The organism is Paucibacter sp. Y2R2-4, assembly GCF_025717535.1.
Taxonomy (GTDB): Bacteria; Pseudomonadota; Gammaproteobacteria; order Burkholderiales; family Burkholderiaceae_C; genus Paucibacter_A.
Genome location: NZ_JAJIRO010000002.1, coordinates 169763 through 191923, shown reverse-complemented (window position 1 = coordinate 191923; position 22161 = coordinate 169763). Strand labels below are relative to the sequence as shown.

Genomic DNA, 22161 nt, shown 5'->3' with positions numbered 1-22161 from the left:
GGAGCCAGAGCTACTCGCTTCGCTCGGGCGGTCTGGCACGCCAGTCCTACTGTCTTTATTTCTCAGTATCGACCAGGCCCTTGACGAACCACTTCTGCATCAAGATCACCACCAGCGCGGGCGGGATCATGGCCAGCATGGCGGTGGCCATGATGATGTTCCAGTCATTGGCCGCGTCGCCGCCGCTGATCATGCGTTTGATGCCGATCACCACCGGATACATGCTCTCGTCGGTGGTCACCAACAGCGGCCACAGGTATTGGTTCCAGCCGTAGATGAACTGGATGACGAACAGCGCCGCGATGCTGGTGCTGGAAAGCGGAAGCAGCACGTCTTTGAAAAAGCGCATCGGGCTGGCGCCGTCCATGCGCGAGGCCTCGATCAATTCGTCCGGCACCGTCATGAAGAACTGGCGGAACAAAAAGGTGGCGGTGGCCGAGGCGATCAAGGGCACGGTCAGGCCGGCGTAGCTGTTCAAGAGGCCCAGATCCGCCACCACCTGGTAAGTGGGGCCGATGCGCACCTCCACCGGCAGCATCAGCGTGACGAAGATGGCCCAGAAGAAAAAAGGCTTGCCGGGAATGCGGAAGTAAACGATGGCAAAGGCCGACAAGAGCGAGATGGCGATCTTGCCGATGGCAATCGTCAGCGCGCTGATCAGGCTGACCATCATCATCTGGCCCACCGGGGCCTTGGAGCCGGCGCCGGTTTCGGCGCCGAACAGCGCGGCCTTGTAGTTGTCGATCATGTGGCCGCCGGGCAGCAGCGGCATGGGTGCCTGCACGATGGCGTCGGCCGTTTGGGTGGAGGCCACAAAGGTGATGTAGAGCGGGAAGGCGACGATCAAGACCCCCAGCATCAGCACCAGGTGGGACAAGACCGTCAGAGCGGGGCGGCGTTCAATCATGGTGTTTAGCGGCCTCTTCTTCAGTACTGAACTTTTTTCTCGACATAACGGAACTGCACCACGGTCAGCGCAATTACGATGAACATCAAGACCACCGACTGCGCGGCCGAGCCGCCCAGGTCCATGGCTTTGAAGCCGTCGTAATAGACCTTGTAGACCAGGATGGCGGTGTCTTTGCCGGGGCCACCGTGGGTGGCGGCGTCGATGATGCCGAAGGTGTCAAAGAAGGCGTAGACGACGTTGATCACCAGCAGGAAGAAAGTGGTGGGCGAGAGCAGCGGGAACACAATGGTCCAAAAACGCCGCCAGGGGCCAGCGCCGTCGATGGCGGCCGCCTCGATCAGAGACTTAGGAATCGACTGCAAGCCCGCCAGGAAGAACAAGAAGTTGTAGGAGATTTGCTTCCACACCGCGGCCATGACGACCAAGGTCATCGCATGGTTGGAGTTGAGCAAATGGTTCCAAGGGATGCCGATGGCATTGAGCGCATAGGACACCACGCCGATGGAAGGCGCGAACATAAAGAGCCACAGCACCCCGGCAATCGCCGGCGCCACCGCATAGGGCCAGATCAGCAGCGTTTTGTAAAAGCCCGCGCCCTTGACCACCCGGTCGGCCATCACCGCCAGCAGCAGGGACACTGCAATGCCGATGCTGGCCACCAGCAGCGAGAACACCGCCGTGGTCTTGAAGGAGGCCAGATAGCTGGCGTCATTGAAGAGCTCGCGGAAGTTCTCCAGCCCGACCCATTCGGTCGACATGCCGAAGGCGTCCTGGCGCTGCAGCGATTGCAGAATGGCCTGGCCAGCCGGCCAGAAAAAGAACACCGTGATCACCAGCAACTGCGGGGTTAGCAGCAGCCAGGGCAGCCAGGAGGTCTTGAATTGAACGCGTTTTTCCATGGGTGTGTTCGTGCTGGGCGAGCCTGAGAAAACAAGAACCCGCCGGCTCGGTGCTTACCAAGACGGCGGGTTGATTGTGGATCAGCCGGGCTGAGGGCAAGGCTGAATAAGTCCCCGTGCGCCGCGGCAGGGTCTTTGCGGGATGTTGGGCAAGGCGCGCACCGCCGCCCAGACTCGTGTCTGGGCAAGGTTCGCAACGCCGACCAAGGCCCGCAAAGTCCTGCCCCGAATGGGTTTGTGAGAGATGCCGCCCGCTCCGTCGTTGCGGCGCTTGGCGTTCGGGCCACCAGCCCGACCTGCGCGCCGCGCCTAGTTTCGGGCCCCATCTCTCGCAAACGCGACGTACGGGGACTTGTTCAACCTTGCCTTAGCCTTTGTTGGCTTTCTGGAAGCGCTCCAACTGTTCATTGCCGCGTTGGATGGCGGCGTCCAAGCCTTCCTTGGCGCTCTTCTTGCCGCCCCAGACCTGTTCCATCTCTTCGTCGATGATGGTGCGGATCTGCACAAAGTTGCCCAGGCGGATGCCGCGTGACTTGTCGGTGGTCTTGCGGATCATCTGCGTCACCGCCACATCGGTGCCGGGGTTGGCCTTGTAGAAGCCGCTCTTGTCGGTCAGCTCAAAAGCGGCCTTGGTGACCGGCAGATAGCCGGTGCGCTTGTGGCTCTCAGACGCCACTTCGGCCTGGGCCAGGTAGTTGAAGAAGGCAGCCACGCCCTTGTACTCGGCAGGCTTCTTGCCGGCCATCACCCACAGGCTGGCGCCGCCGATGACGGTGTTTTGCGGGGCGCCGGAGACGTCAGGGTAGTAGGGCAGGGGTGCGATGCCGCTGCTGAACTTGGCGTTCTTCTTGATATTGGCGTACATGCCGGAGCTGCCGGTCATCATGGCGCATTCACCTGACACAAAGGTGGCGTCGGCGGCATTGCCACGGCCCTTGTAGACCAGCAAGCCTTGCTTGCTCATATTGGCCAGGTTTTCGATATGGCGCACATGCAGTGGCGTGTTGAAGGCCAAACGTGTGTCCAGACCGCCAAAGCCGTTGTTCTTGGTGGCGTACTCGACGTTGTGCCAGGCCGAGAAGCTCTCCAGCTGCGTCCAGCTCACCCAAGAAGTGGTGAAGGGGCATTTGTGGCCGCTGGCTTTGAGCTTGGCGGCGGCCAGGGCGACCTCGGGCCAGGTCGACGGCGGCTTGTTCGGGTCGATGCCGGCGGCCTTCAATGCGTCTTTGTTGTAGTGGAAGACGGTGGTTGAGCTGTTGAAGGGAAAGCTCAGCATCTGGCCGTTGGGGGCGGTGTAGTAGCCGGCCACGGCGGGCACATAGGCGCCAGCGTCAAACTTGGCGCCTCCCATCTTCATCACTTCACCCACCGGCACGATGGCGCCCTTGCTGGCCATCATGGTGGCGGTGCCGACCTCAAACACTTGCAGGATGTGCGGTGCATTGCCGGCGCGGAAGGCGGCGATGGCGGCCGTCATCGATTCGTCGTAGCTGCCCTTGAAGGTGGGCACGATCTTGACGTCTTTCTGGCTGGCATTGAAGTCCTTGGCCAGATCGGTGACCCAGTCGCCCAGGCCGCCGCTCATCGAGTGCCACCATTGCACTTCTACCTGGGCCTGAGCCGAGGCACTGATCAGTCCGCCGGCCAGCAGCAGGGCCAGGGAGGATGCAAGCTTGTAGGATTTCATTCTTGAAGCTCCGTCGGTAATAGGGATGCGCGATAGACAAACGCAAGATGTTCGGCGCGGATTGTGACAGTTTGGCGCGCTGACTTGCGCGCACTTCGCACCGAGCGAAGCGCTGCTTGCTTGCTCGCGAAGTGCTCGATTTGGCAAGGACATTGCTGGCGCTGAGGCTGGGAAATGCTGCGCTGCGGTAGGATCGCAGCCCGGCCTTGGGTTCATGCCCCGCTGGGCGGGTGACGGTCCAACCCAAGGGCAGCCCCGCTGAAACAAAGCTCCAAGACCGAGCTTTGATCCGATTAGGTTTGTCTCACGATGCCCAGGGCCAAAAGCCCGCCAGCGCCGTTGCAAAATTCCAGCCTTGCGACCGAGGCCTTCCCAGGAGGCCGGGTTGCAGCCAACCATGGGCGCTTTGTCCGCGCCCGGCCGCCATGAATGCACCGCATCCGCTGATGTCTGTCCCCGCTCAAGATCTGCCTCTTGCCAAGCATGGCGCTGATGGCGCACCCGCTGCGCCCCGTCTGCGCGAGATTCCCTACAACTACACCTCCTTCTCCGACCGCGAAATCGTCATTCGCCTGCTCGGCAGCCATGCCTGGGAGCTGTTGAATCAGCTGCGCCAAGAGCGTCGCACCGGCCGTTCGGCCCGCATGCTCTACGAAGTCTTGGGCGATATCTGGGTGGTGCAGCGCAACCCCTATTTGCAAGACGATTTGCTGGACAACCCGAAGCGCCGCAACCTATTGATCGAGGCCTTGGAGCACCGCTTGCACGAGGTGGAGCGCCGCCGCGATCCGGCCAGCGACCCGCAGCGCGACGCCTCGGTGGGCGAGTTGCTGACGGCCGCACGCAAGGCCATCAATCAATTTGCGGCCCAGTTTGATGCGGTGGCCGAATTGCGCCGCCGCACCACACGCCTCTTGGGCAAGACCACGGCGCGCGACAACATCAAGTTCGACGGCCTGGCGCGCGTCTCGCATGTGACCGATGCCACCGACTGGCGGGTCGAGTACCCCTTCGTCGTGTTGACCCCCGACTCCGAGGCCGAAATGGCGCAGCTGGTGAAGGGCTGTATCGAGCTGGGTCTGACCATCATCCCGCGCGGCGGCGGCACCGGCTATACCGGCGGCGCCGTGCCCCTGGTTTGGAACAGCGCGGTCATCAATACCGAGAAGCTCGAAGCGCTGCGCGGCGTCGAGATGCTGACTTTGCCCGGCATGGACCGTGAAGTGGCCACCATTTTCAGCGAAGCCGGGGTGGTGACGCAGCGCGTGGCGGACCTGGCGGAGCAGCATGGCTTTGTCTTCGCCGTCGACCCGACCAGCGCCGAGGCCTCCTGTGTGGGCGGCAATGTGGCGATGAATGCCGGCGGCAAAAAGGCGGTGCTCTGGGGCACGGCGCTCGATAACCTCGCTTCTTGGCGCATGGTCACGCCGGATGCCAAATGGCTGGATGTGGTTCGCCTCAACCACAATATGGGCAAGATCCATGATGTGGAGACGGCCAGCTTTGAGCTGCGCTACTTCGACGCCTCGGGCAAGAAGCTGGAGCGCACCGAGCGGCTCGACATCCCCGGCCGCGTCTTCCGCAAAGAAGGCCTGGGCAAGGACGTCACCGACAAATTCCTCGCCGGCCTACCCGGCATCCAAAAAGAAGGCTGCGACGGCCTGATCACCAGCGCCCGCTGGGTGGTGCACAAGATGCCCGCCCATGTGCGTACCGTCTGCCTGGAGTTCTTCGGCAACCCCAAGGACTGCGTGCCGGCCATTGTCGACATCAAGGACTTCATGTTCGCCGAAGCCAAGCGCCCCGGCGGCGCGGTGCTGGCGGGTTTGGAGCATCTGGACGATCGTTATTTGAAGGCGGTGGGCTACGCCACCAAGAGCAAGCGCGCCAATCTGGCCGGCGCCTCCAGCGGCGGCTTGCCCAAGATGGTCTTGGTGGGCGATATCGTCGGCGAAGACGCCGATGCGGTGGCGCGCGCCACCTCCGAGGTGGTGCGCCTGGCCAATGGCCGCAATGGCGAGGGTTTTGTGGCCATCAGCGCCGATGCGCGCAAGAAGTTCTGGCTGGATCGCAAGCGTACGGCTGCCATCTCCAAGCACACCAATGCCTTCAAGGTGAACGAGGATGTGGTGATCCCGCTGCCGCGCATGGGTGAGTACACCCTGGGCATCGAGCGCATCAATATCGAGTTGAGCCTGCGCAACAAGCTGGGCTTTGTGGCGGCGCTCAAGAAGCTGTTCAGCCAAGGCGCTTTGCCCCTGGGCAAGAGCGATGACGCGGGCGATATCCCCAGCGCCGAGCTCTTGGGCGACCGGGTCCAGCAGGCGCTTGTGCTCTTGGACGAGGTCGGTGGCCAGTGGCAACTGTGGCTGGATCAGCTGGATGTGGCTCAAGCAGACGGCCGCAGCTTCTTCGATCAGTTGCAAGACCACAGCCTGCGCGCCTCTTGGAAGACGCAAATCCTCAAGCCACTGCAAGCCATCTTCACCGGTGGCGCTTTTGCGGCGATTCTGGACGAGTGCAAGCGCATCCATCAGGAGCAGCTGCGCGGCCGGGTCTGGGTGGCTCTGCATATGCATGCCGGCGATGGCAATGTGCACACCAACATTCCGGTCAACTCCGACAACTACGAGATGCTGCAGACGGCGCATGAGGCGGTGGCCCGCATCATGAAGCTGGCGCGCAGCCTCGACGGTGTGATCTCGGGTGAGCACGGCATCGGCATCACCAAGTTGGAGTTCCTCAGCGACGAAGAGCTGGCGCCTTTTGCTGGCTACAAGGCCAAGGTGGACCCAGAAGGGCGCTTCAACAAGGGCAAGCTCTTGCGCTTGGGTGGCCCGGAGTCCATGACCACTTTTGCGGACTTGACCAACGCCTACACGCCCAGCTTTGGGCTGATGGGGCATGAGTCGCTGATCATGCAGCAAAGCGATATCGGCGCCATCAGCGACAGCATCAAGGACTGCCTGCGCTGCGGCAAGTGCAAGCCGGTTTGCGCCACCCATGTGCCGCGCGCCAACTTGCTCTATTCACCGCGCAACAAGATCTTGGCCACTTCATTGCTGGTCGAGGCCTTCTTGTACGAAGAGCAGACCCGCCGCGGCATCTCGATCAAGCATTGGGAAGAGTTTGAGGATGTGGCCGACCACTGCACGGTCTGCCACAAATGCGCGAATCCCTGCCCGGTCAAGATCGACTTTGGCGATGTGACCATGAATATGCGCAACCTCTTGCGCAAGATGGGCCAGAAGAGCTTCCGCCCCGGCAATGCCGCGGCCATGTTCATGTTGAACGCCACCAACCCAGAGACCATCAAGATGGCGCGGGCGGCCATGGTGGGCGTGGGCTTCAAGGCCCAACGCCTGGCGCATGATGTGCTGAAGACCTTTGCCAAGAAGCAGACCGAGGCCCCGCGCGCCACTCTGGGCCCGGCGCCGATCAAGGAACAGGTCATCCACTTCATCAACAAGAAGCTGCCCGGCGGACTGCCCAAAAAGACGGCGCGCGCGCTCTTGGACATCGAGGACAAGGACTACGTGCCCATCATCCGGAATCCTGCCGCCACCACGGCCGAGACGGAGGCCGTGTTCTATTTCCCAGGCTGCGGCTCCGAGCGCCTGTTCAGCCAGGTGGGCCTGGCGACGCAGGCCATGCTCTGGCACGCCGGCGTGCAGACCGTGCTGCCACCGGGTTATTTGTGCTGCGGCTATCCGCAGCGCGGCTCGGGCCAGTTCGACAAGGCCGAGAAGATGATCACCGACAACCGGGTGCTCTTCCACCGCGTGGCCAATACTCTGAACTACCTGGACATCAAGACCGTGGTGGTTTCTTGTGGCACCTGCTATGACCAGTTACAGGGCTATAAGTTCGAGGAGATTTTCCCCGGCTGCCGCATCATCGACATCCACGAGTACCTGCTGGAAAAGGGCATCACCCTTGGTTCCGACAAGAGCTATCTCTACCACGACCCTTGCCATACGCCGATGAAGCTGCAGGAGCCGATGAAGACCGTCAAGGCCTTGGTGGGCGACAACGTGGTCGAGAGCAAGCGCTGCTGTGGCGAGAGCGGCACCTTGGGCGTGACCCGGCCGGACATCTCCACCCAGATCCGCTTCCGCAAGGAAGAAGAGCTGCGCAAGACCGAAGCCCAGCTGCGCGACAGCGGCAAGGTCGCGGCGGCCGAGAATCTTAAGATCTTGACCAGCTGCCCGAGCTGCTTGCAAGGCCTGTCGCGTTACGGCGGCGACCTGCAAAACGGTCTGCTCGAGGCCGACTACATCGTGGTGGAAATGGCCAAGAAGATCCTCGGCGAGGATTGGATGCCCGAGTATGTGGCCAAGGCCAATAACGGCGGGATTGAGCGGGTGCTGGTCTAAGCCGGGCGAGTCACGGAAGGCGTTGTATGGCGCTGTATGGCGCTATATGGCGCTATATGGCGTTTTTGCGCCCTCAGTCGGCTGACAAATTTCGGTTTTTGATCAGGGCGTGCCAGGACTGGGTTTCCTGCTGAATCCAGCGGGCCAGTGCGGGGCCGTCGCTCGCGCTGACTTCCAGACCAAAGTCTTCCAGCCTGGCTTTCAGCTCGGGCTGGGCCAGGGCTTTTTGCATCTCGCTGCTCATTCGCTTGACGATGGCCTCGGGTGTGCTCTTGGGCAGGAACAGCCCTTGCCATGCGGAGACTTCAAGCCCCTTCAGCCCCAGTTCTTCAAAAGTGGGTACCTCGGGCAGTTGCTTTAAACGCTGTGTGCTCAAGACGGCCAAGGCGCGCAGCTTGCCGGCGCGGATCTGCGGCAAGCCGGCGGCGCAGTCCAAGATGGCCATGGGCACGACGCCGCTCATCAGGTCTTGCACGGCAAAGGCCGTACCGCGATAGGGCACATGGACGATGAAGCTCTGCGTCTTCTCTTTGATCATCTCCATGGCCAGGTGGTGCGGGCTGCCGATGCCGGCCGAGGCATAGCTGTACTTGCCGGGATTGGCCTTGACGGCTTGCAGCCATTGCTTGGCGTCGCTGAAACCAGACTGTGGGTTGACCGTCAGGATCAGCGGAAAGCGCGCCATCAAGCCCACCGGCGCAAAGTCACTGGGCGCATAGGGCAGTTTTTTGTACAGCGCCGAATTGAAGACCATCACCCCGTTGTCGCCACTGAGCAGGGTGTAGCCATCGGGCGGGGCCTTGGCCACCGCGTCGCTGCCGATGATGCCGGCAGCACCGGGGCGGTTGTCGATGATGAGGGTCTGGCCGAGTTGCTTGCCCAACTGTGGGGCGATTTGGCGGGCCAGAAAGTCGGAGCCGCCGCCAGCGGGATAGGCCACCACCCATTTGATCGGCTTGCTGGGCCAGGCCTCAGTCTGGGCGTGGCTGAAGCCGCCGAAGCTCCACGTGCTCAAGGCCAGGCCGAGCAGGGCAAAGCGCCGGCCTGGTGTGCACGACTCAAAGGTCTTGGGCGTGGGCTGACTCATGCGGCGCTTTCTCTTGGGGGCTTGTTACAGTCGGCGCATCTTAGCCACGCCCTCGACTTGAAATGAGTTCACCTTTGTCTAGTTCTTCCTGTCCCTTGTGCCAGGAGCCGGGCGGGCTGGAGATTTTGCACACGCCGAAGTGGCGCATCGTGCGGGTCGAGGATGAGAATTTCCCCGCCTTTTATCGCCTGATTTGGCAATCGCATGTGGCCGAGTTCAGCGATCTCAGCGCGGTCGATCGGCTGGCCTGCATGGAGGCGGTGGCGCTCATCGAGCGCGTGTTGCGAGAGGCTTTGCAGCCCACCAAGATCAATCTGGCCACCCTGGGCAATGTGGTGCCGCATCTGCATTGGCATGTGGTTGCCCGTTTCGATTGGGACAGCCATTTCCCCAACCCCATTTGGGGTGCGCCCCTGCGCAGCCTGCAAAGCCCGGCGCGCGAGCGGCTGCCTCTCAGTTTGGAAGAACTGGATGCGCGAGTTCGTTCGGCATTTGAGGCGGCCTGAAGGCCTGAAATATTGAAGTCAGACTGCCGGCATACACTGACTCTTGGCCCAGGCTTGGTGGAGATTCTTGGATGCTGACGCGGCGCGAATTGAACGGCCTGTTCTTGGGTGCGCTGCTGCCGGCTGGTCCTGCTGCTGAAGCAGCGGTTGCCGGCGCTTCGTCGGCCACAGCTTCAGTGCTGCGCGGCCTGACCGAAAACCTGCCGCCCCTGAATTACTCGGGCGAGGCCGGGCCGGCCGGATTCAGCGTCGATCTCTTGCGCCTGATGGCCCGCGAGGCTCAAGTCAAACTCGATGTGGAAGTGCAACCCTGGGTGCGTGCGGTGCGCGCCGCGGCAGAGATGCGCGACTCGGTGCTCTTCTCCTTGGCTCGATTGCCGGAGCGTGAGGCCCAGTACCAATGGGTGGGCCCGATCAGCGAACGCCGCATCGTCATTTACCGCTTAAGCAAGCGCCGCGATCTGGCCTTCACGGGTTTGAATCAATTGCAAGGCAGTCGCTTGGGCGTGGTGCGGGAATCGGCCTCGGGCAAGCAATTGTTGGCGCTCGGACTCAAGTCCGAGGAAGAGATTGAATGGGCCCAAGACGACGCCAGCAATCTGCGTAAATTGCTGGCCAGTCGCATGGACTATCTGGTGATCCTCGACTGGGCGGCCGCCTGGCATTTGCGCCAGCACAAGCTGCCCTATGCGTCGCTGACCCAGGTGCATGAGTTGGACACGCGCTTGGCTTACTGGTACGGCTTGCACCCGAATGGCGATCCGCTGGTCCGGCAGCGCCTGCAATCGGCTTTGGACACGCTCAAGCGCGATGGGCGGTATGCAAAACTTCGACGGCAGTACTTTGAAGATTGAGGGATAGTTGCGGTAGAAATCCAAGAAGGACGTCGACGATGGGTGCATTGAGCGCAAATGCCAAAGTGGCAGCGGCCCTGCCAGGCCTGGAGTCCCAATGCCTTGCGGCGCAAGAGCTGATTCAGGCCGGCAGCCTGGAAGCGGGCTTTGAGGCCATTCAGCGCTTGCTGGCGGCCATTCAGAGCTTGGAGCTCCCCAATGACGCGGGTTTGCGCGAGCTGGAGTTCCGCGTCCGACTGTTGAGCATCAGCGGCCTCATTCAATGGGACCGGTTTGACGAGGTCTTGCGTGAGTGCACCAAGATGCTGGACCTGGTTTCCTTGGATCAGCCTTCCAGCCAGCGCGCTTTGTTGATGAGTCAGCTGGCTTTTGCGCACACCCAATTCGGCATGCCGGAGCAGGCCTTGCGCGCGGCGCAAGTGGCCATACAAGACAGCCTTTTGTTGAAAGATCGACTGTTGGCCTCGCAAGCCTTGGAGCGCGCGGCAACGACGTATTTCTTCATGGGCGACGGAACCTCGGCCGAACGATTCATGTTCGAGGCGCTAGGCTATATGGATCAGCACAGCCCCGTCCATGAGCGACTGCGGCGTTTCTCCAATGCGGTGCACCTGAGTTGCAGCCTGCACGATATGTACCAAGAGGCGGGGCAGGCGCCCATGGCCTTGGCGATTCTGCACAAGGTGGACAGTTTTGCGGATGAGGCCGACAGCTTGGTGCCAGCCCTGGCTGGCGAGTACATCACTTATATGTGGCGCGCCAATCTGGCCCGTTGGCATCGGCGCTGTGGGCGCTTGCAGTTAGCGCGCGGGGCCTTCTTGGCCGCCTTGAGCAAGGCGGAGTCGGCCGGTTGGCATGCAGTGCGTCGGCCGGTCTTGCTGGAGTTGGCCCTGATGGCCGAAACCCAGGGCGACACCCCTGCCGCCTTGGATCTGCTGGTGCGGGTGTTTGAGCCGGGCGAAATCCGTGTGCGCGATGTGGTGGCCATGCCCACCTACCAAGCGCTGGAACGCTTGTACAAGGCCTCGTCGCAAGAGGATCTGGCCAAGATGGCGGCCCAGGGCATGGCCGCCAGGCAAACACGGCGCGACCAGGCGGCACAGGCGGTGCAAGCCGATCTGCCGCAACTCAGCGCACGCATCGTGGCGGCCTTGGCCGAGGCCGATCGCGCCCGGCTCGATGAGGTGATCCGCAGCTTGCGCGAGCAAAGGCGCCAAAGCCGAGGTGGCAATTCGGCCGACTCGGGCTGGGCGCTTTGAGCGAAGCGCAGTACTCCGTTTTCAGCGAAGCGCAGCGCTCCGCTGTGAGCTTCAGGCGGCCAGGCGGCTGATCGTGAATTGCGCGGGCGCGGCCGGTGTACTGCTCAGCTGACCGAACAAGTCCTTGGGATCGGCCATCGAGGGGATCAGGGCCACGTCTTGCCCCAGGCCCAGTTCGCGGGCGCAGTCGCGCAGCAAACGCAGGGCCGAAAAATCTTCCAGTGCAAAGCCGACCGAGTCGAAGAAGGTGATGTCTTGTTCGTTCTCGCGGCCTTGGCTGATGCCCTTGAGCACTTGCCAGAACTCGGTGACCGCAAAGTCGGCCGGCATCTGCTGCAGATCGCCTTCGATGCGCGATTGCGGCTCGAACTCGACGAAGACCTTGGACGCCTCCAACACACCGCGGTGCATCTCGGTCTTGCCGGGGCAGTCTCCGCCGACGCCGTTGATGTGCATGCCGGGCTCAATCATCTCCGGCGTGATGATGGTGGCGTTGGTCTTGTCGGCCGTCACCGTGGTAATGATGTCGGCGCCGCGCACCGCTTCGGCGGTGCTTTGGCAGGGGATCAGTTTCAAGCCCGGGATGCCTGCCAGATTGCGTTGCAGCTTGGCGGTGGCGGCGGGCTCGATGTCGAAGAGGCGGATATCTTCAATGCCCAGCAGGTAGTGGAAGGCCAGGGCCTGGAACTCGCTTTGCGCGCCATTGCCAATCAAGGCCATGCTGCGGGAGTTCTTGCGGGCCAGGGCCTTGGCGGCCATCACCGAAGTAGCGGCGGTGCGGATGGCGGTGGTCAAGGTCAACTCGCTGACTAACTCAGGTCGGCCGGTAGCCACTTCGGCCAGCAGGCCAACGGCCATCACCGTGGGCAGGCCCGACTTGGTGTTCTTGGGGTGGCCATTGACGTATTTGAAGCTGTAGAGCTCGCCGTCGGCGATGGGCATCAACTCGATCACGCCGTCTTCGGAGTGGCTGGCGACACGGGCGCATTTGTCGAATTCGGCCCAGCGCAAATAGTCGGCTTCCAAATAGCCCACCATGCGTTTGAAAACCTCGGCGAGGCCGAGTGTTTGGCTGATGTGGGCGACGTCTTGGGTGGTCAGCAAGGTGGTCATGAAAGTCTCCGTTGTTCTCGTTGGGGAGATTCTTGCCAAGCCGGCTGTTAGCGAGAAGAGCAAAAAGTGCTCAATAAATGATAGAAACTTGCCATTTCGTCAGGAGTAATTGCCAATATGGCAAAATCTACTGGCGTTTGGGCGAGTCTCGCCCAGGCGCTCAAGGACTTGGCCCTGGATCAAAGTCAACTCAGAAACGGACGCGCATGGACAGCTTGGACCAACAACTGATGGCGCTTTTGCGCCTGGATGCCCGCGCCAGCGTGGCCACCTTGGCCAACAAGTTGAAGGTCTCGCGCGGCACGGTCAGCAACCGCATCACCAAGCTGGAAGACAGCGGTGTAATCGTGGGCTACACCGTCAAGCTGCGACCGGATGTGACGCCCAATGAAATCACTGCCTGGACCAGCATTGCGGTGGAGGGCAACAAGACGCGCGAGGTGATCAGCATCTTGCTGGGCGAGCCCGGCGTGTCTGGCCTCTTCGACACCAATGGCCGCTGGGACTTGCTGGCCGAGTTGCGCGCCGCCACTTTGGGCGAACTGGCCGAGGTGCTGGAGCGGGTGCGGCTGATCAAGGGCATAGGCGCGACCGAGACCAGCATCCATTTGCAGAGCTACAAGCTGTCTTGAGGCTGCGGCCAGGGGCTGGCCGGCCGCGCGCAAATCAGCGGGCGGGGTCGGCCGGCTTGGCGTCCAACTGATGGCGGGCCGGGCCAGCCAGCAAGGCGGTGGGCTTGCCTGCGGCCCATTCCGCATGGCCGGCGCCGTAATAGGGTGAGAGGGGGTGGCCGCTTTGCCCGCCGGGCATGGCCATCAAAGCTTCTTCCTCCAGACCGGGCGAGACCACCATGCGCTGCGACTGGCCGAAGGCGGGGTGAGCCACATGCGGCAAATTCGAGTCGCCGCTTTGCGGCAGCGAGGGCATGTCCAGCAGCCATGACAGCGGCGGGATCGCCTTGGACATCACATGCTGAATGCGGCTGGCGTTGTGCTGGCCCCAGGTGGCTTGGGTCAGCGGCTGTTTGCCTTCACGCGTCAGCTCTTTCACCGCCGCATCGACCTGCGCGAGCAGCAAGGCGTCCCAGCTGGCATAGCCCGCCGGCAGCAAATGCGCTGCGCGCTGCTCTAGCGCTTGAGTCGCGCTGTACTCGAAATGTGCCTGCCATTTGAAGCGCAGTTTCTCGTCACCTTGCTGGGCGCCCAAGAGGGGCGTGGTCCATGCGGCCCAGAGCGTGTCGAGCATGCGCAGGCGCACGGCGCGGGCCAGGCGGTAGCCGACCTGATCGGCGTCGGCGCGGCCATTCCATTGCTGCAAGATGCGCTGCACCTCGGCATGGGCCGGGCTGGCCTGTGTGACTTGGCTGATGCGCTGGCTCCAGCTCTTGATGAAGCGCGCTTCATAATCAAAGTGCAGGGCGGCAATGCTGGCTTGGTCGTGCAGCGGCTGCTCAGCCAGACGGTCACGAATCTGCTGAGCGCGGGCGCCAAAGCCGAAGCCACCGTCGCCGATCAGGGCGGCTTGTTCGCCGCCCAATTGGCGGTTGTTGGCGGTCCAGAGTAGGCCATCTTTGGGGTTCAGGATCTTGGGATAGTCCTTGGGCGCCAACCAGCTGGCGGCGGGCAGATCCGTTGATTGAAAGCGGGCATAACTGCTGTCCAGCGAGCGCTGCGCCCAGATCCGGCCGGCCAAGCTCCAGCCGATCTGACCCTGCGCATCGGCCACCAATATGTTCTGGTGCGGAATGCCTGAGAGCGCGGCCGTGTGCAAGGCTAGTTTGATGTCTTTGGCCTGCATCATCCGATCAAGTTCGAGGTTATAGGCCTCGGCCTGATGGGCAATCCAGCGCAGCGCATAGTGCTGGCCTTCATGTTCACGCAGCAGCGGCGAGCCGTCGAATTCTTCGACCGTCAAAGCTTGCGCGACCTTGCCTTTCACCGCGATCAGCTCCTGGTGGCTTTGCAGCCGGCCGCTGGCGCGAAGTGGTGCCAGGTCTTGCGGCAGCTTGATCCAGTCAAACCACTGGCCATAGGCATTGGTGAAGCCCCAGGCCACATGGCCGTTGCTGCCCACCACCAGGCCGGGCATGCCGGGCAGGCTCAGGCCTGCGGCGCGTAGTTGGCGTCGACTCTCGGGGACCTTCAATTCAAACTGGGCGCGGTACCAGATGCTGGGTACGCCCAGACCCAGATGCATATCGTCGGCCAGGATGGCGCGGCCATTCTTGCTGCGGCTGCCGGCCACTGCCCAGTTATTGCTGCCGACCAGGCCGGCTTCATCGCTCAGGCTCAAGCCTGGGCGCGGTGCCCTCATGGCTTGTGAGCTGCCGGGCTTTGTGCGCAGATCCAATTGCTCGGCGCTCGGCAAGGGCGCAGAGGGCAGGGTGCTGCCGTCCAGCGCCGCGTCCCAGCTGCCGCCACGCGGATTGAGCCAGTTGAAAAGCGCATCGCCGCTGCGCTCGCGAAAGCGGGCGAGTTCGAAGCCGGTCTCGAAGCTCTGCCCTTGCAGCATCCAAAACATCTCGCCCACCACCAGCAGCGAGTCCACCGGACTCCAGGCCTGAGGTTCGGCTTGCAGGATCAGGTATTGCCAGGGGCGCAGTCGCAGCGTCTGCAAGCCGGTGTTGACGCCGTCCGCATAGGCTTGCAGCAAGTCTTGATCGACCTGGGGCAGTTGTTTGAAGCGCTCGCTGAGTCGGGCGCGCAAGCGGTGCTGGCGACGCCCTTTGTCGCGCGGCAAGGCCTTTTCACCAAACAGGGCCGACAACTCGCCGGCCGCCGAGCGGCGCGTCAGATCCATCTCAAAGAAACGCTCTTGAGCGTGTAGATAGCCAATGCCTCGGGCCAGGTCCGGCCGAGTCTGAGCTTGCAGCACGGCGGTGCCTAGTGAGTCGCGTTGCAGGCTCAGTGGCGCTTGCAGGCCGGGCAGGGTGAGCTTGCCGTCCAACTGCGGCAGGCTGGCGCGCATCAAGAGCCAAATCGTCAAGAGCAATAAGACCAGTAGGGCCACCAGGCCAAGGAACAGTCGCTTGACCCAGCGGCGGATAGGCGAGGCATGTGAATTCATGGCGCGGATTGTGGCCGCGTGAAGAGAGGCTTTGGATGGGGGTTTTTACGCCGCACGGTGCCGTTCCTGTAGCTACCCAGCTGTGCGCAAGCGGGCCCTAGCTCTGCTGAAAGGAGGCATGAACGGCCCTCTAGAATCCCGCCATGCTTTCTGACCGACTTTCAAAGGCCTGCGGCCAGGCCTGGGTTCTCCGTCTCGTGATCTTGCTCGGGCTCAGTGCTTTGAGCGCCTGCAGCAGTCTGCCTTCTTTGGGGACTTCGTCCCATGCCCCCGCGCAGTCCACGCCGCCTCCGCTAGAGGTTGCCGCGCCTGCCGTGGTGAAACCGGTGGCGCCCCGTGTGCCGCCACGCATTGGCCTGGCTTTGGGCGGCGGCGCGGCGCGTGGCTTTGCGCATATCGGCGTGATTCAGGTCTTGGAAGAAGCCGGCATCAAAGTCGACTTGGTGGCGGGCACTTCAGCCGGCAGCCTGGTGGCGGCGCTTTATGCCTCGGGCATGAGCGGGCGCGAACTGGCCAGCTTGGCTGAGAACATGGATGAGGGCGCCATCACTGACTGGGCCTTCCCCACGCGTGGGCTGATTCGCGGCGAGGCGCTGGCCCGCTATGTGCGCGAGAAAACCGGTGGACGCCAGATCGAGCAGATGAAACTGCCGCTGGGCATCGTCGCCACCGATTTGTCGGATGGCTCGGGGGTCTTGTTCCAGCGCGGCGATGCGGGCGCGGCGGTGCGGGCTTCAAGCTCGGTGCCGGCGGTGTTTCAGCCAGTCAAGATCGGTACGCGTGAGTATGTCGATGGCGGCCTGGTGGCGCCGGTGCCGGTGCGCTATGCCAAGCAGATGGGCGCAGAGCTGATCATTGCGGTGGACATCAGCTCGCCACCCGATGAGAAGCCGGGCGGCGACGCGATTCGCATGCTTTTGCAGACCTTCTCCATCATGGGTCGCAGCATCAATAACTTCGAATTGCGTGAGGCCGATGTGGTTTTGCGGCCCAAATTGGACGGTATTGGCAGCGCCGATTTCACCGCCCGCAAACGCTCGATTCAGGCGGGCCGCGACGTGGCTCAGCAGATGCTCTCGCAGATCCGCGCCCGCATCGAAAGCAAGACCCGTTGACGCCGCTCGAGCGGCTGGCATGATGCAAGTGATGAGCCAGCCGCTGCCCATGTCTTTGCCAAGAACACCGATCTTCCCGCTGCAGTCGGTGCTTTTCCCTGACGGCTATCTGCAGCTGCAGATCTTTGAGCCGCGTTATCTGGATATGGTGGCGCGCTGCCACAAGGCGGGCCAGCCCTTCGGTGTGGTCAGCCTGCTTGAAGGCGGCGAGGTGCGCCGGCTCGACCCGCAAGCCGATGGCGCTTTCGTTCGCGAGCGCTTCAATGAAGTGGGCACGCTGGCGCATATCGAGTCTTTGGAATCGGTACAAGCCGGCTTGCTGCATCTGCGCTGTCGCGGCGGTCAGCGCTTTCGCTTGAGCCGCAGCCATTGCCTGCCCCACGGGCTGTGGATGGGCGAGGGCGAATTGTTGGATGACGATGCCGCGGTCGCCGTGCCTAAGGATCTGCAACCCGCCGCCGAATTGCTGCGCACCCTGCTGCACAACTTGGAGCAAGGCGCGGCCGCCGCCGACCTGCCGCTGCAGCCGCCTTATCACTGGGGCGATTGCGCCTGGCTGTCCAACCGCTGGAGCGAGTTGCTGCCTTTGCCGCCCGATGCGCGCCAGCGCCTGATGCAGTTGGACAACCCCTTGCTGCGCTTGGAGTTGGTAGCCGATCAACTCGACCAGCTGCATATTCGGCCGGTTTGAGCTTTGGCCGGGAAATGGAAAAAGGGCCCGACGCAGTGTTGCGTCGGGCCCTTCTACATTCAAAGCTCGCTGCTTGAGTCGCAGAGCCGACGCGCGCGCCAGCCAGACTCAATCAGACAACTCAAGCAGCGCGCTTGGCGCGGCTGCCGGTTTGCGAAGCCTTGACTGCGGTGTTGGTCGCAGCTTGGAGGTTTGCCGTGGCCACGTCCACGGCTTGCTTGCTGGCCTTTTGCACCGACTCGAAAGCGGTGTTGGCGCTGGCGATGGCAGCCTTGACGATGGCAACGGCGTTCTCGGAACCGGCCGGTGCGTTCTTGGCTGCGGCGTCGATCACCGAGGCGAAGTTGCTTTGCAGCTCAGCCAGTTGCGCTTCGGCAGCCTTGGAGACTTCGGCGCTGGTGCTGCTGGCGATTTCTTGCAGATGGCGGCTGTAAGAGGCGGCCTTTTCGGCGCTGGGTTGCAGCAGGGCCGATTGCAGGCTCAGCAGCTCTTGGGCGTCCTTGACGGACAGCAGGGCTTGGGTCGACTCCACGGCTTCGCCGAGGGCGGTCTTGGCCACTTGCATATTCAGTTCCACCAGCTTCTCAACGCCTTCGAAGGCCTTGTTGGTCAGGCCGAAAAGGGTTTCGACATTGGCTTTGTGGGCGGCGAAGAATTGTTCTGCGGTCAGCATGCTGAGCTCCTTGAAGGGGCTTCTGCCCCGGATTGATAACGATGGAATCGAATCTCGCGGTGAATTGCTGCACCGCAACAAAACCGAGTATACGGGAGCTTCTTGGCAATGCAAGAGATTTTGTTGCGGTGCAGCAAAATGGTCTGGATGCGGGGCAAGTGCTGGTGAGAGTGTGCTTGTAGCGCGGCAATGGCTGGCAGCGCTTGCCCATGAAAAAAGCCCGCTGCGAACAGCGGGCTCGGGTACTGCGGTGAGCTGCAGTCTAGGCAGGTTTCAGTTCAGCACGCGGATGCGTGCCACCGACCTGTGGCGCTCTTCTTCTATTTCAGCCTTTGGACTTAGGCTGCAGCGCGCTTGGCGTTGCGAGCAGCGGTCTGCGTGGCTTTGACAGCGGAACTGGTGGCCGCTTCGAAGTTGGCTTCGGCCACTTCAACGGCTTGCTTGCTGGCTTTTTGCACCGACTCGATCGCGTTGTTGGCGGCGGCCACAGCGGTCTTCACGAAGGCCACGGCGTTTTCGGTGCCGGCCGGGGCGTTCTTGGCGGCGCTTTCCACCACGGCGGAGAACTTGGCTTGCAAGTCAGCGAATTGGGCTTCAGCAACCTTGGCCACTTCGGCGTTGGTGGCGGTGGCGATGTCGTACAGATGGCGGCTGTAAGAAGCGGCCTTCTCGGCGCTGGGTTGCAGCAGGGCCGATTGCAGGCTCAGCAGCTCTTGGGCGTCCTTCACCGACAGGGCGGCTTGGGTCGACTCCGAAGCTTCGCTCAGAGCGGCGCGGGCCACTTGCAGGTTCAGTTCGACGAGCTTTTCGACGCCTTCGAAAGCCTTGTTGGTCAGACCAAACAGGGTTTCGACATTGGCTTTGTGGGCGGCGATGATTTGTTCAGCGGTCAGCATGGTGAGGCACTCCTGGTTCGGGGGGCAACCCCGTTGATTTCTGTTGAAACTCGATCGACAGCAATGATTGTTGCACTGCAACAATTGTCAGTATAAGGACCTTGCGCTGCATTGCAAGAGAATTTTGTTGCGGCGCAGCAAACTAGGGGTGAGGCCTGGAAATCGGCGCGGTCGCCGGTGATGTGCCAAGCGTGAAGACCGGCACAGGAGTTGCAGATTGAGGGCTGCCAGTGACAAGCGCATGACAGCCCCAGGGGCGGCCCGAAAGCGCCAAACCCGCTACGCTTAGGTCCATGCTGGCTTTTCACTCCGATGCGTTCAGTCTGGCCTTGCCGCCGGGCCACCCATTCCCTCAGTCCAAGTACCGCTTGTTGCGCGAGTACTTTGAGCGTGACCCGGGTCTCTTGCGCATGCAGCCGGCCGAGCCGGCCAGCGAGGCAGAGCTGACGCTGGCCCACACACAGGACCATGTGGACGCTGTACTGCTGGGGCGACTCAGTCCCGCCGCGCAGCGTGAGATTGGCTTTCCTTGGTCGCCGCAGATGGCCGAGCGCTCACGCCGCTCGGTGGGCGCCAGCATCATGGCGGCCCGCGCCGCGCTGGCGGAGGGCGTGGCCGCCAATATGGCGGGCGGCACCCACCATGCTTATGCCGATCGGGGCTCTGGCTACTGTGTCTTCAATGATGTGGCCGTAGCGGCGCGCCTGATGCAGGCGGAATGGCACCGCGCCCATCGCCAATTGCTGCGCGTCTTGGTGATTGATCTGGATGTGCACCAAGGCAATGGCACGGCGGCGATTTTTCGCGACGATGCCAGTGTGTTCACTTTTTCCATGCATGGCGCCAAGAACTTCCCGGCGCGCAAGGAAGCCAGCGATCTGGACGTGGACCTGCCCGACGACTGCGGCGATGCTGCCTACTTGGCCGCTTTGGACGAGGCCCTGGAGAAAGTCTGGGCACAGCACGGCGAGCAATTCAGTGAGCAATGGCCGGGCTTGGCGTTTTATCTGGCCGGCGCCGACCCCCACGAAGGGGATCGCCTGGGCCGGCTCAAGCTCAGCACCGCGGGCATGTTGGCGCGAGATCAGCGGGTGCTGCAAGCCCTGCGCGAGCGCGGCATCCCGGTGGCGCTGAGCATGGCCGGTGGCTATGGGCGGGATCTCTCCACCACGCTTGCCTGCCAAGTCAACACCTTGAACGAGGCCGCGCACAGCTGGTGGCTCTGGCAAAGTGCGCAGCCAAGAACGAAGAGCGCGGGCGATGAAAGAATGCGAGGCCGCGATGGAATCCGGAATGCCCCAAACCCTGAAGGACTGATGCCGTGAATTTGTTTGATTCCCCGAGCGCCGAAGCCAGCGCTGCTGTAGATGCCGCCATCGCGACGCGTCGCTCGATGCGGGCTTTTTTGCCCACCCCGGTGCCGCGTGAGTTGATCGAGCAAATCTTGCAGGTGGCCGCGCGCGCGCCTTCGGGCACCAACACCCAGCCCTGGCAGGTGCATGTCTTGAGCGGAGCCGCCAAGACCCGACTCAGCGATCGCATCATGGCCGTTTACGAGAACCCGGTGGAGCTGGCCACGCACAGCGAGGAATACGCCTACTACCCGCAGCAGTGGACCTCGCCCTATATTGACCGCCGCCGCAAGGTCGGTTGGGACCTCTATGGCCTGCTGGGCCTGGCCAAGACCGACCGCGCCGGCATGCACGCTCAACATGGCCGTAACTACCGATTCTTTGATGCGCCGGTCGGGCTGATGTTCACCATCGACCGCGTCATGCAGCAAGGCAGTTGGCTGGACTACGGCATGTTTTTGCAAAGCCTGATGATTGCCGCCCGTGGCCATGGCTTGCACACCTGCCCGCAGGCTGCCTTCACCCAATTCCATCGCTTGATCGCCGAGGAGTTGCAACTGGCGCCCACACAAATGCTGGTCTGCGGCATGGCCCTGGGTTATGCCGACCCGAGCGCAGTGGAGAACAGCCTGCAAACCGAGCGCGCGCCGGTGCAAGAGTTCACCCGTTTCTTGGAGGACTGAGCGATGAGCGCACGTCTCTCCGTGTTGGTGGCCCGGCGGATTTTTCCGGACATCGTGCAGCGCTTGCGCGAGCATTTCGAGCTGGAAGAGCCGCTGGACGATGAGCCGCTGCCGCAGCCCGAGCTGATCCGCCGCCTGCAAGGCAAGGCCGGCATCTTTGCCACCGGCACCGAACTGATCGATGCCACCTTGCTGCAAGCATGCCCCGATTTGCGAGCGGTCTGCTTGATGACGGTGGGCTATAACAATGTCGATCTGGCCGCCTGCGCGGCGCATGGCGTGGTGGTGACGAACGCGCCCGATGTCTTGACAGAAACCACCGCCGACTTTGGCTTTGCCCTGCTGCTGGCCGCAGCCCGGCGGGTGACAGAAGCTGAACACTACTTGCGCGCCGGTCGCTGGAAGCAATGGACCATCGACCTCTTGGCCGGGCCTGATGTGTACGGCAGCACCCTGGGTGTGCTGGGCATGGGGCGCATCGGGCAAGCGATTGCACGCCGCGCGGCCCTGGGCTTCGGCATGCAGGTGATCTATCACAACCGCAGTCGATTAGCCCCCGAGTTGGAGGCGCCCTTGAGGGCGCAATGGGTGGACAAGACTGAACTGCTGCGCCGCGCTGACCATCTGATCATCGTTGTGCCCTACACACCGGCCGCTCATCACTTGATTGGTGCGCCTGAGCTGGCGCTGATGAAGCCCAGCGCCACCCTGGTCAATATCGCTCGAGGCGGGGTGGTGGACGACGCCGCCCTGGCTCAGGCCCTGGCGGCAGGACGCTTGGCCGCGGCGGGCCTGGATGTCTTCGAGGGCGAGCCACAGCTGAATCCGGCTTTGTTGGCGCTGAGCAATGTGGTGCTCACCCCGCATATCGCCAGCGCCTCGGTGCCGACGCGGCGCGCCATGTGCAATTTGGCCGTCGACAATCTGATCGCTGCTTTGACTGGGGGTCAGGTCTTGACATCCTTGACTGCGGTGTGAACCGGCTGACCCAATG

The 22161-nt window shown here is 62.5% G+C and carries 18 protein-coding genes; 10 read left to right on the top strand and 8 right to left on the bottom strand.

Annotated elements, in window-relative coordinates:
• Positions 1 to 55: 55 nt before the first annotated feature.
• From ugpE to ugpB, 3 genes are all read right to left on the bottom strand, one after another.
• Entirely contained in the window at positions 56 to 907 is an 852-nt protein-coding gene (gene ugpE / locus LNV06_RS07725) for a sn-glycerol-3-phosphate ABC transporter permease UgpE (RefSeq protein ID WP_263537683.1), read from the bottom strand.
• A 20-nt stretch (positions 908 to 927) separates the two neighbouring features.
• Positions 928 to 1809: a sn-glycerol-3-phosphate ABC transporter permease UgpA gene (gene ugpA, locus LNV06_RS07720; protein ID WP_263537682.1), complete on the bottom strand. Its 882-nt coding sequence runs from the start codon at positions 1807 to 1809 to the stop codon at positions 928 to 930.
• A 367-nt stretch (positions 1810 to 2176) separates the two neighbouring features.
• A complete protein-coding gene (gene ugpB, locus LNV06_RS07715) occupies positions 2177 to 3496 on the bottom strand; it encodes a sn-glycerol-3-phosphate ABC transporter substrate-binding protein UgpB (RefSeq protein ID WP_263537681.1) in 1320 nt (439 codons plus the stop codon).
• A 425-nt stretch (positions 3497 to 3921) separates the two neighbouring features.
• On the opposite strand from ugpB, the gene LNV06_RS07710 reads away from it, so the two are divergent.
• Positions 3922 to 7872, top strand: coding sequence for a DUF3683 domain-containing protein (locus LNV06_RS07710; RefSeq protein ID WP_411970085.1), 3951 nt, complete (start codon positions 3922 to 3924; stop codon positions 7870 to 7872).
• Between the two features lie 73 nt (positions 7873 to 7945).
• On the opposite strand, the gene LNV06_RS07705 is transcribed toward LNV06_RS07710, so the two are convergent.
• Entirely contained in the window at positions 7946 to 8959 is a 1014-nt protein-coding gene (locus LNV06_RS07705; protein WP_263537679.1) for a Bug family tripartite tricarboxylate transporter substrate binding protein, read from the bottom strand.
• A 74-nt stretch (positions 8960 to 9033) separates the two neighbouring features.
• Between LNV06_RS07705 and LNV06_RS07700 the strand changes: the two genes are divergently transcribed.
• The 3 genes from LNV06_RS07700 to LNV06_RS07690 all read left to right on the top strand — a co-directional run bounded on the left by LNV06_RS07700 (position 9034) and on the right by LNV06_RS07690 (position 11578).
• A complete protein-coding gene (locus LNV06_RS07700) occupies positions 9034 to 9465 on the top strand; it encodes an HIT family protein (protein ID WP_411970083.1) in 432 nt (143 codons plus the stop codon).
• A 71-nt stretch (positions 9466 to 9536) separates the two neighbouring features.
• Positions 9537 to 10319, top strand: a complete 783-nt coding sequence (locus tag LNV06_RS07695) for a substrate-binding periplasmic protein (RefSeq protein WP_263537677.1) — start codon at positions 9537 to 9539, stop codon at positions 10317 to 10319.
• 38 nt (positions 10320 to 10357) lie between these two features.
• A complete protein-coding gene (locus tag LNV06_RS07690; protein ID WP_263537676.1) occupies positions 10358 to 11578 on the top strand; it encodes a hypothetical protein in 1221 nt (406 codons plus the stop codon).
• 51 nt (positions 11579 to 11629) lie between these two features.
• Here the strand turns inward: LNV06_RS07690 and ocd are convergent, their stop codons facing one another.
• A complete protein-coding gene (gene ocd / locus LNV06_RS07685; RefSeq protein WP_263537675.1) occupies positions 11630 to 12691 on the bottom strand; it encodes an ornithine cyclodeaminase in 1062 nt (353 codons plus the stop codon).
• Between the two features lie 206 nt (positions 12692 to 12897).
• Between ocd and LNV06_RS07680 the strand changes: the two genes are divergently transcribed.
• The gene (locus LNV06_RS07680; protein WP_263537674.1) at positions 12898 to 13323 is read left to right on the top strand and encodes an Lrp/AsnC family transcriptional regulator; all 426 of its coding nucleotides are present in this window, start codon (positions 12898 to 12900) and stop codon (positions 13321 to 13323) included.
• Between the two features lie 34 nt (positions 13324 to 13357).
• On the opposite strand, the gene LNV06_RS07675 is transcribed toward LNV06_RS07680, so the two are convergent.
• Positions 13358 to 15757 (bottom strand): penicillin acylase family protein, encoded by a 2400-nt coding sequence (locus tag LNV06_RS07675; RefSeq protein ID WP_263537673.1) that lies wholly within the window; start codon positions 15755 to 15757, stop codon positions 13358 to 13360.
• A gap of 143 nt (positions 15758 to 15900) precedes the next feature.
• Between LNV06_RS07675 and LNV06_RS07670 the strand changes: the two genes are divergently transcribed.
• Complete coding sequence (locus tag LNV06_RS07670) at positions 15901 to 16872, top strand: patatin-like phospholipase family protein (protein WP_263537672.1); 972 nt, start codon at positions 15901 to 15903, stop codon at positions 16870 to 16872.
• A 19-nt stretch (positions 16873 to 16891) separates the two neighbouring features.
• Entirely contained in the window at positions 16892 to 17563 is a 672-nt protein-coding gene (locus LNV06_RS07665) for an LON peptidase substrate-binding domain-containing protein (protein WP_263537671.1), read from the top strand.
• Positions 17564 to 17684: 121 nt separating this feature from the next.
• On the opposite strand, the gene LNV06_RS07660 is transcribed toward LNV06_RS07665, so the two are convergent.
• Both LNV06_RS07660 and LNV06_RS07655 read right to left on the bottom strand, forming a co-directional pair.
• Entirely contained in the window at positions 17685 to 18236 is a 552-nt protein-coding gene (locus LNV06_RS07660; RefSeq protein ID WP_263537670.1) for a phasin family protein, read from the bottom strand.
• 338 nt (positions 18237 to 18574) lie between these two features.
• A complete protein-coding gene (locus LNV06_RS07655) occupies positions 18575 to 19132 on the bottom strand; it encodes a phasin family protein (protein ID WP_263537669.1) in 558 nt (185 codons plus the stop codon).
• A gap of 293 nt (positions 19133 to 19425) precedes the next feature.
• Between LNV06_RS07655 and LNV06_RS07650 the strand changes: the two genes are divergently transcribed.
• The 3 genes from LNV06_RS07650 to LNV06_RS07640 are packed head-to-tail and all read left to right on the top strand — an operon-like array spanning position 19426 to position 22145.
• Positions 19426 to 20457 carry a histone deacetylase family protein gene (locus tag LNV06_RS07650; protein ID WP_263537668.1) on the top strand — a complete coding sequence of 344 codons (1032 nt, stop codon included), beginning with the start codon at positions 19426 to 19428 and terminating at the stop codon, positions 20455 to 20457.
• Positions 20454 to 21167: a nitroreductase gene (locus LNV06_RS07645; protein ID WP_411970081.1), complete on the top strand. Its 714-nt coding sequence runs from the start codon at positions 20454 to 20456 to the stop codon at positions 21165 to 21167. The genes LNV06_RS07650 and LNV06_RS07645 overlap by 4 nt, the downstream gene beginning before the upstream one ends.
• Before the next feature lie 3 nt (positions 21168 to 21170).
• The gene (locus LNV06_RS07640; RefSeq protein ID WP_263537667.1) at positions 21171 to 22145 is read left to right on the top strand and encodes a 2-hydroxyacid dehydrogenase; all 975 of its coding nucleotides are present in this window, start codon (positions 21171 to 21173) and stop codon (positions 22143 to 22145) included.
• The last annotated feature ends 16 nt before the right edge of the window (positions 22146 to 22161 follow it).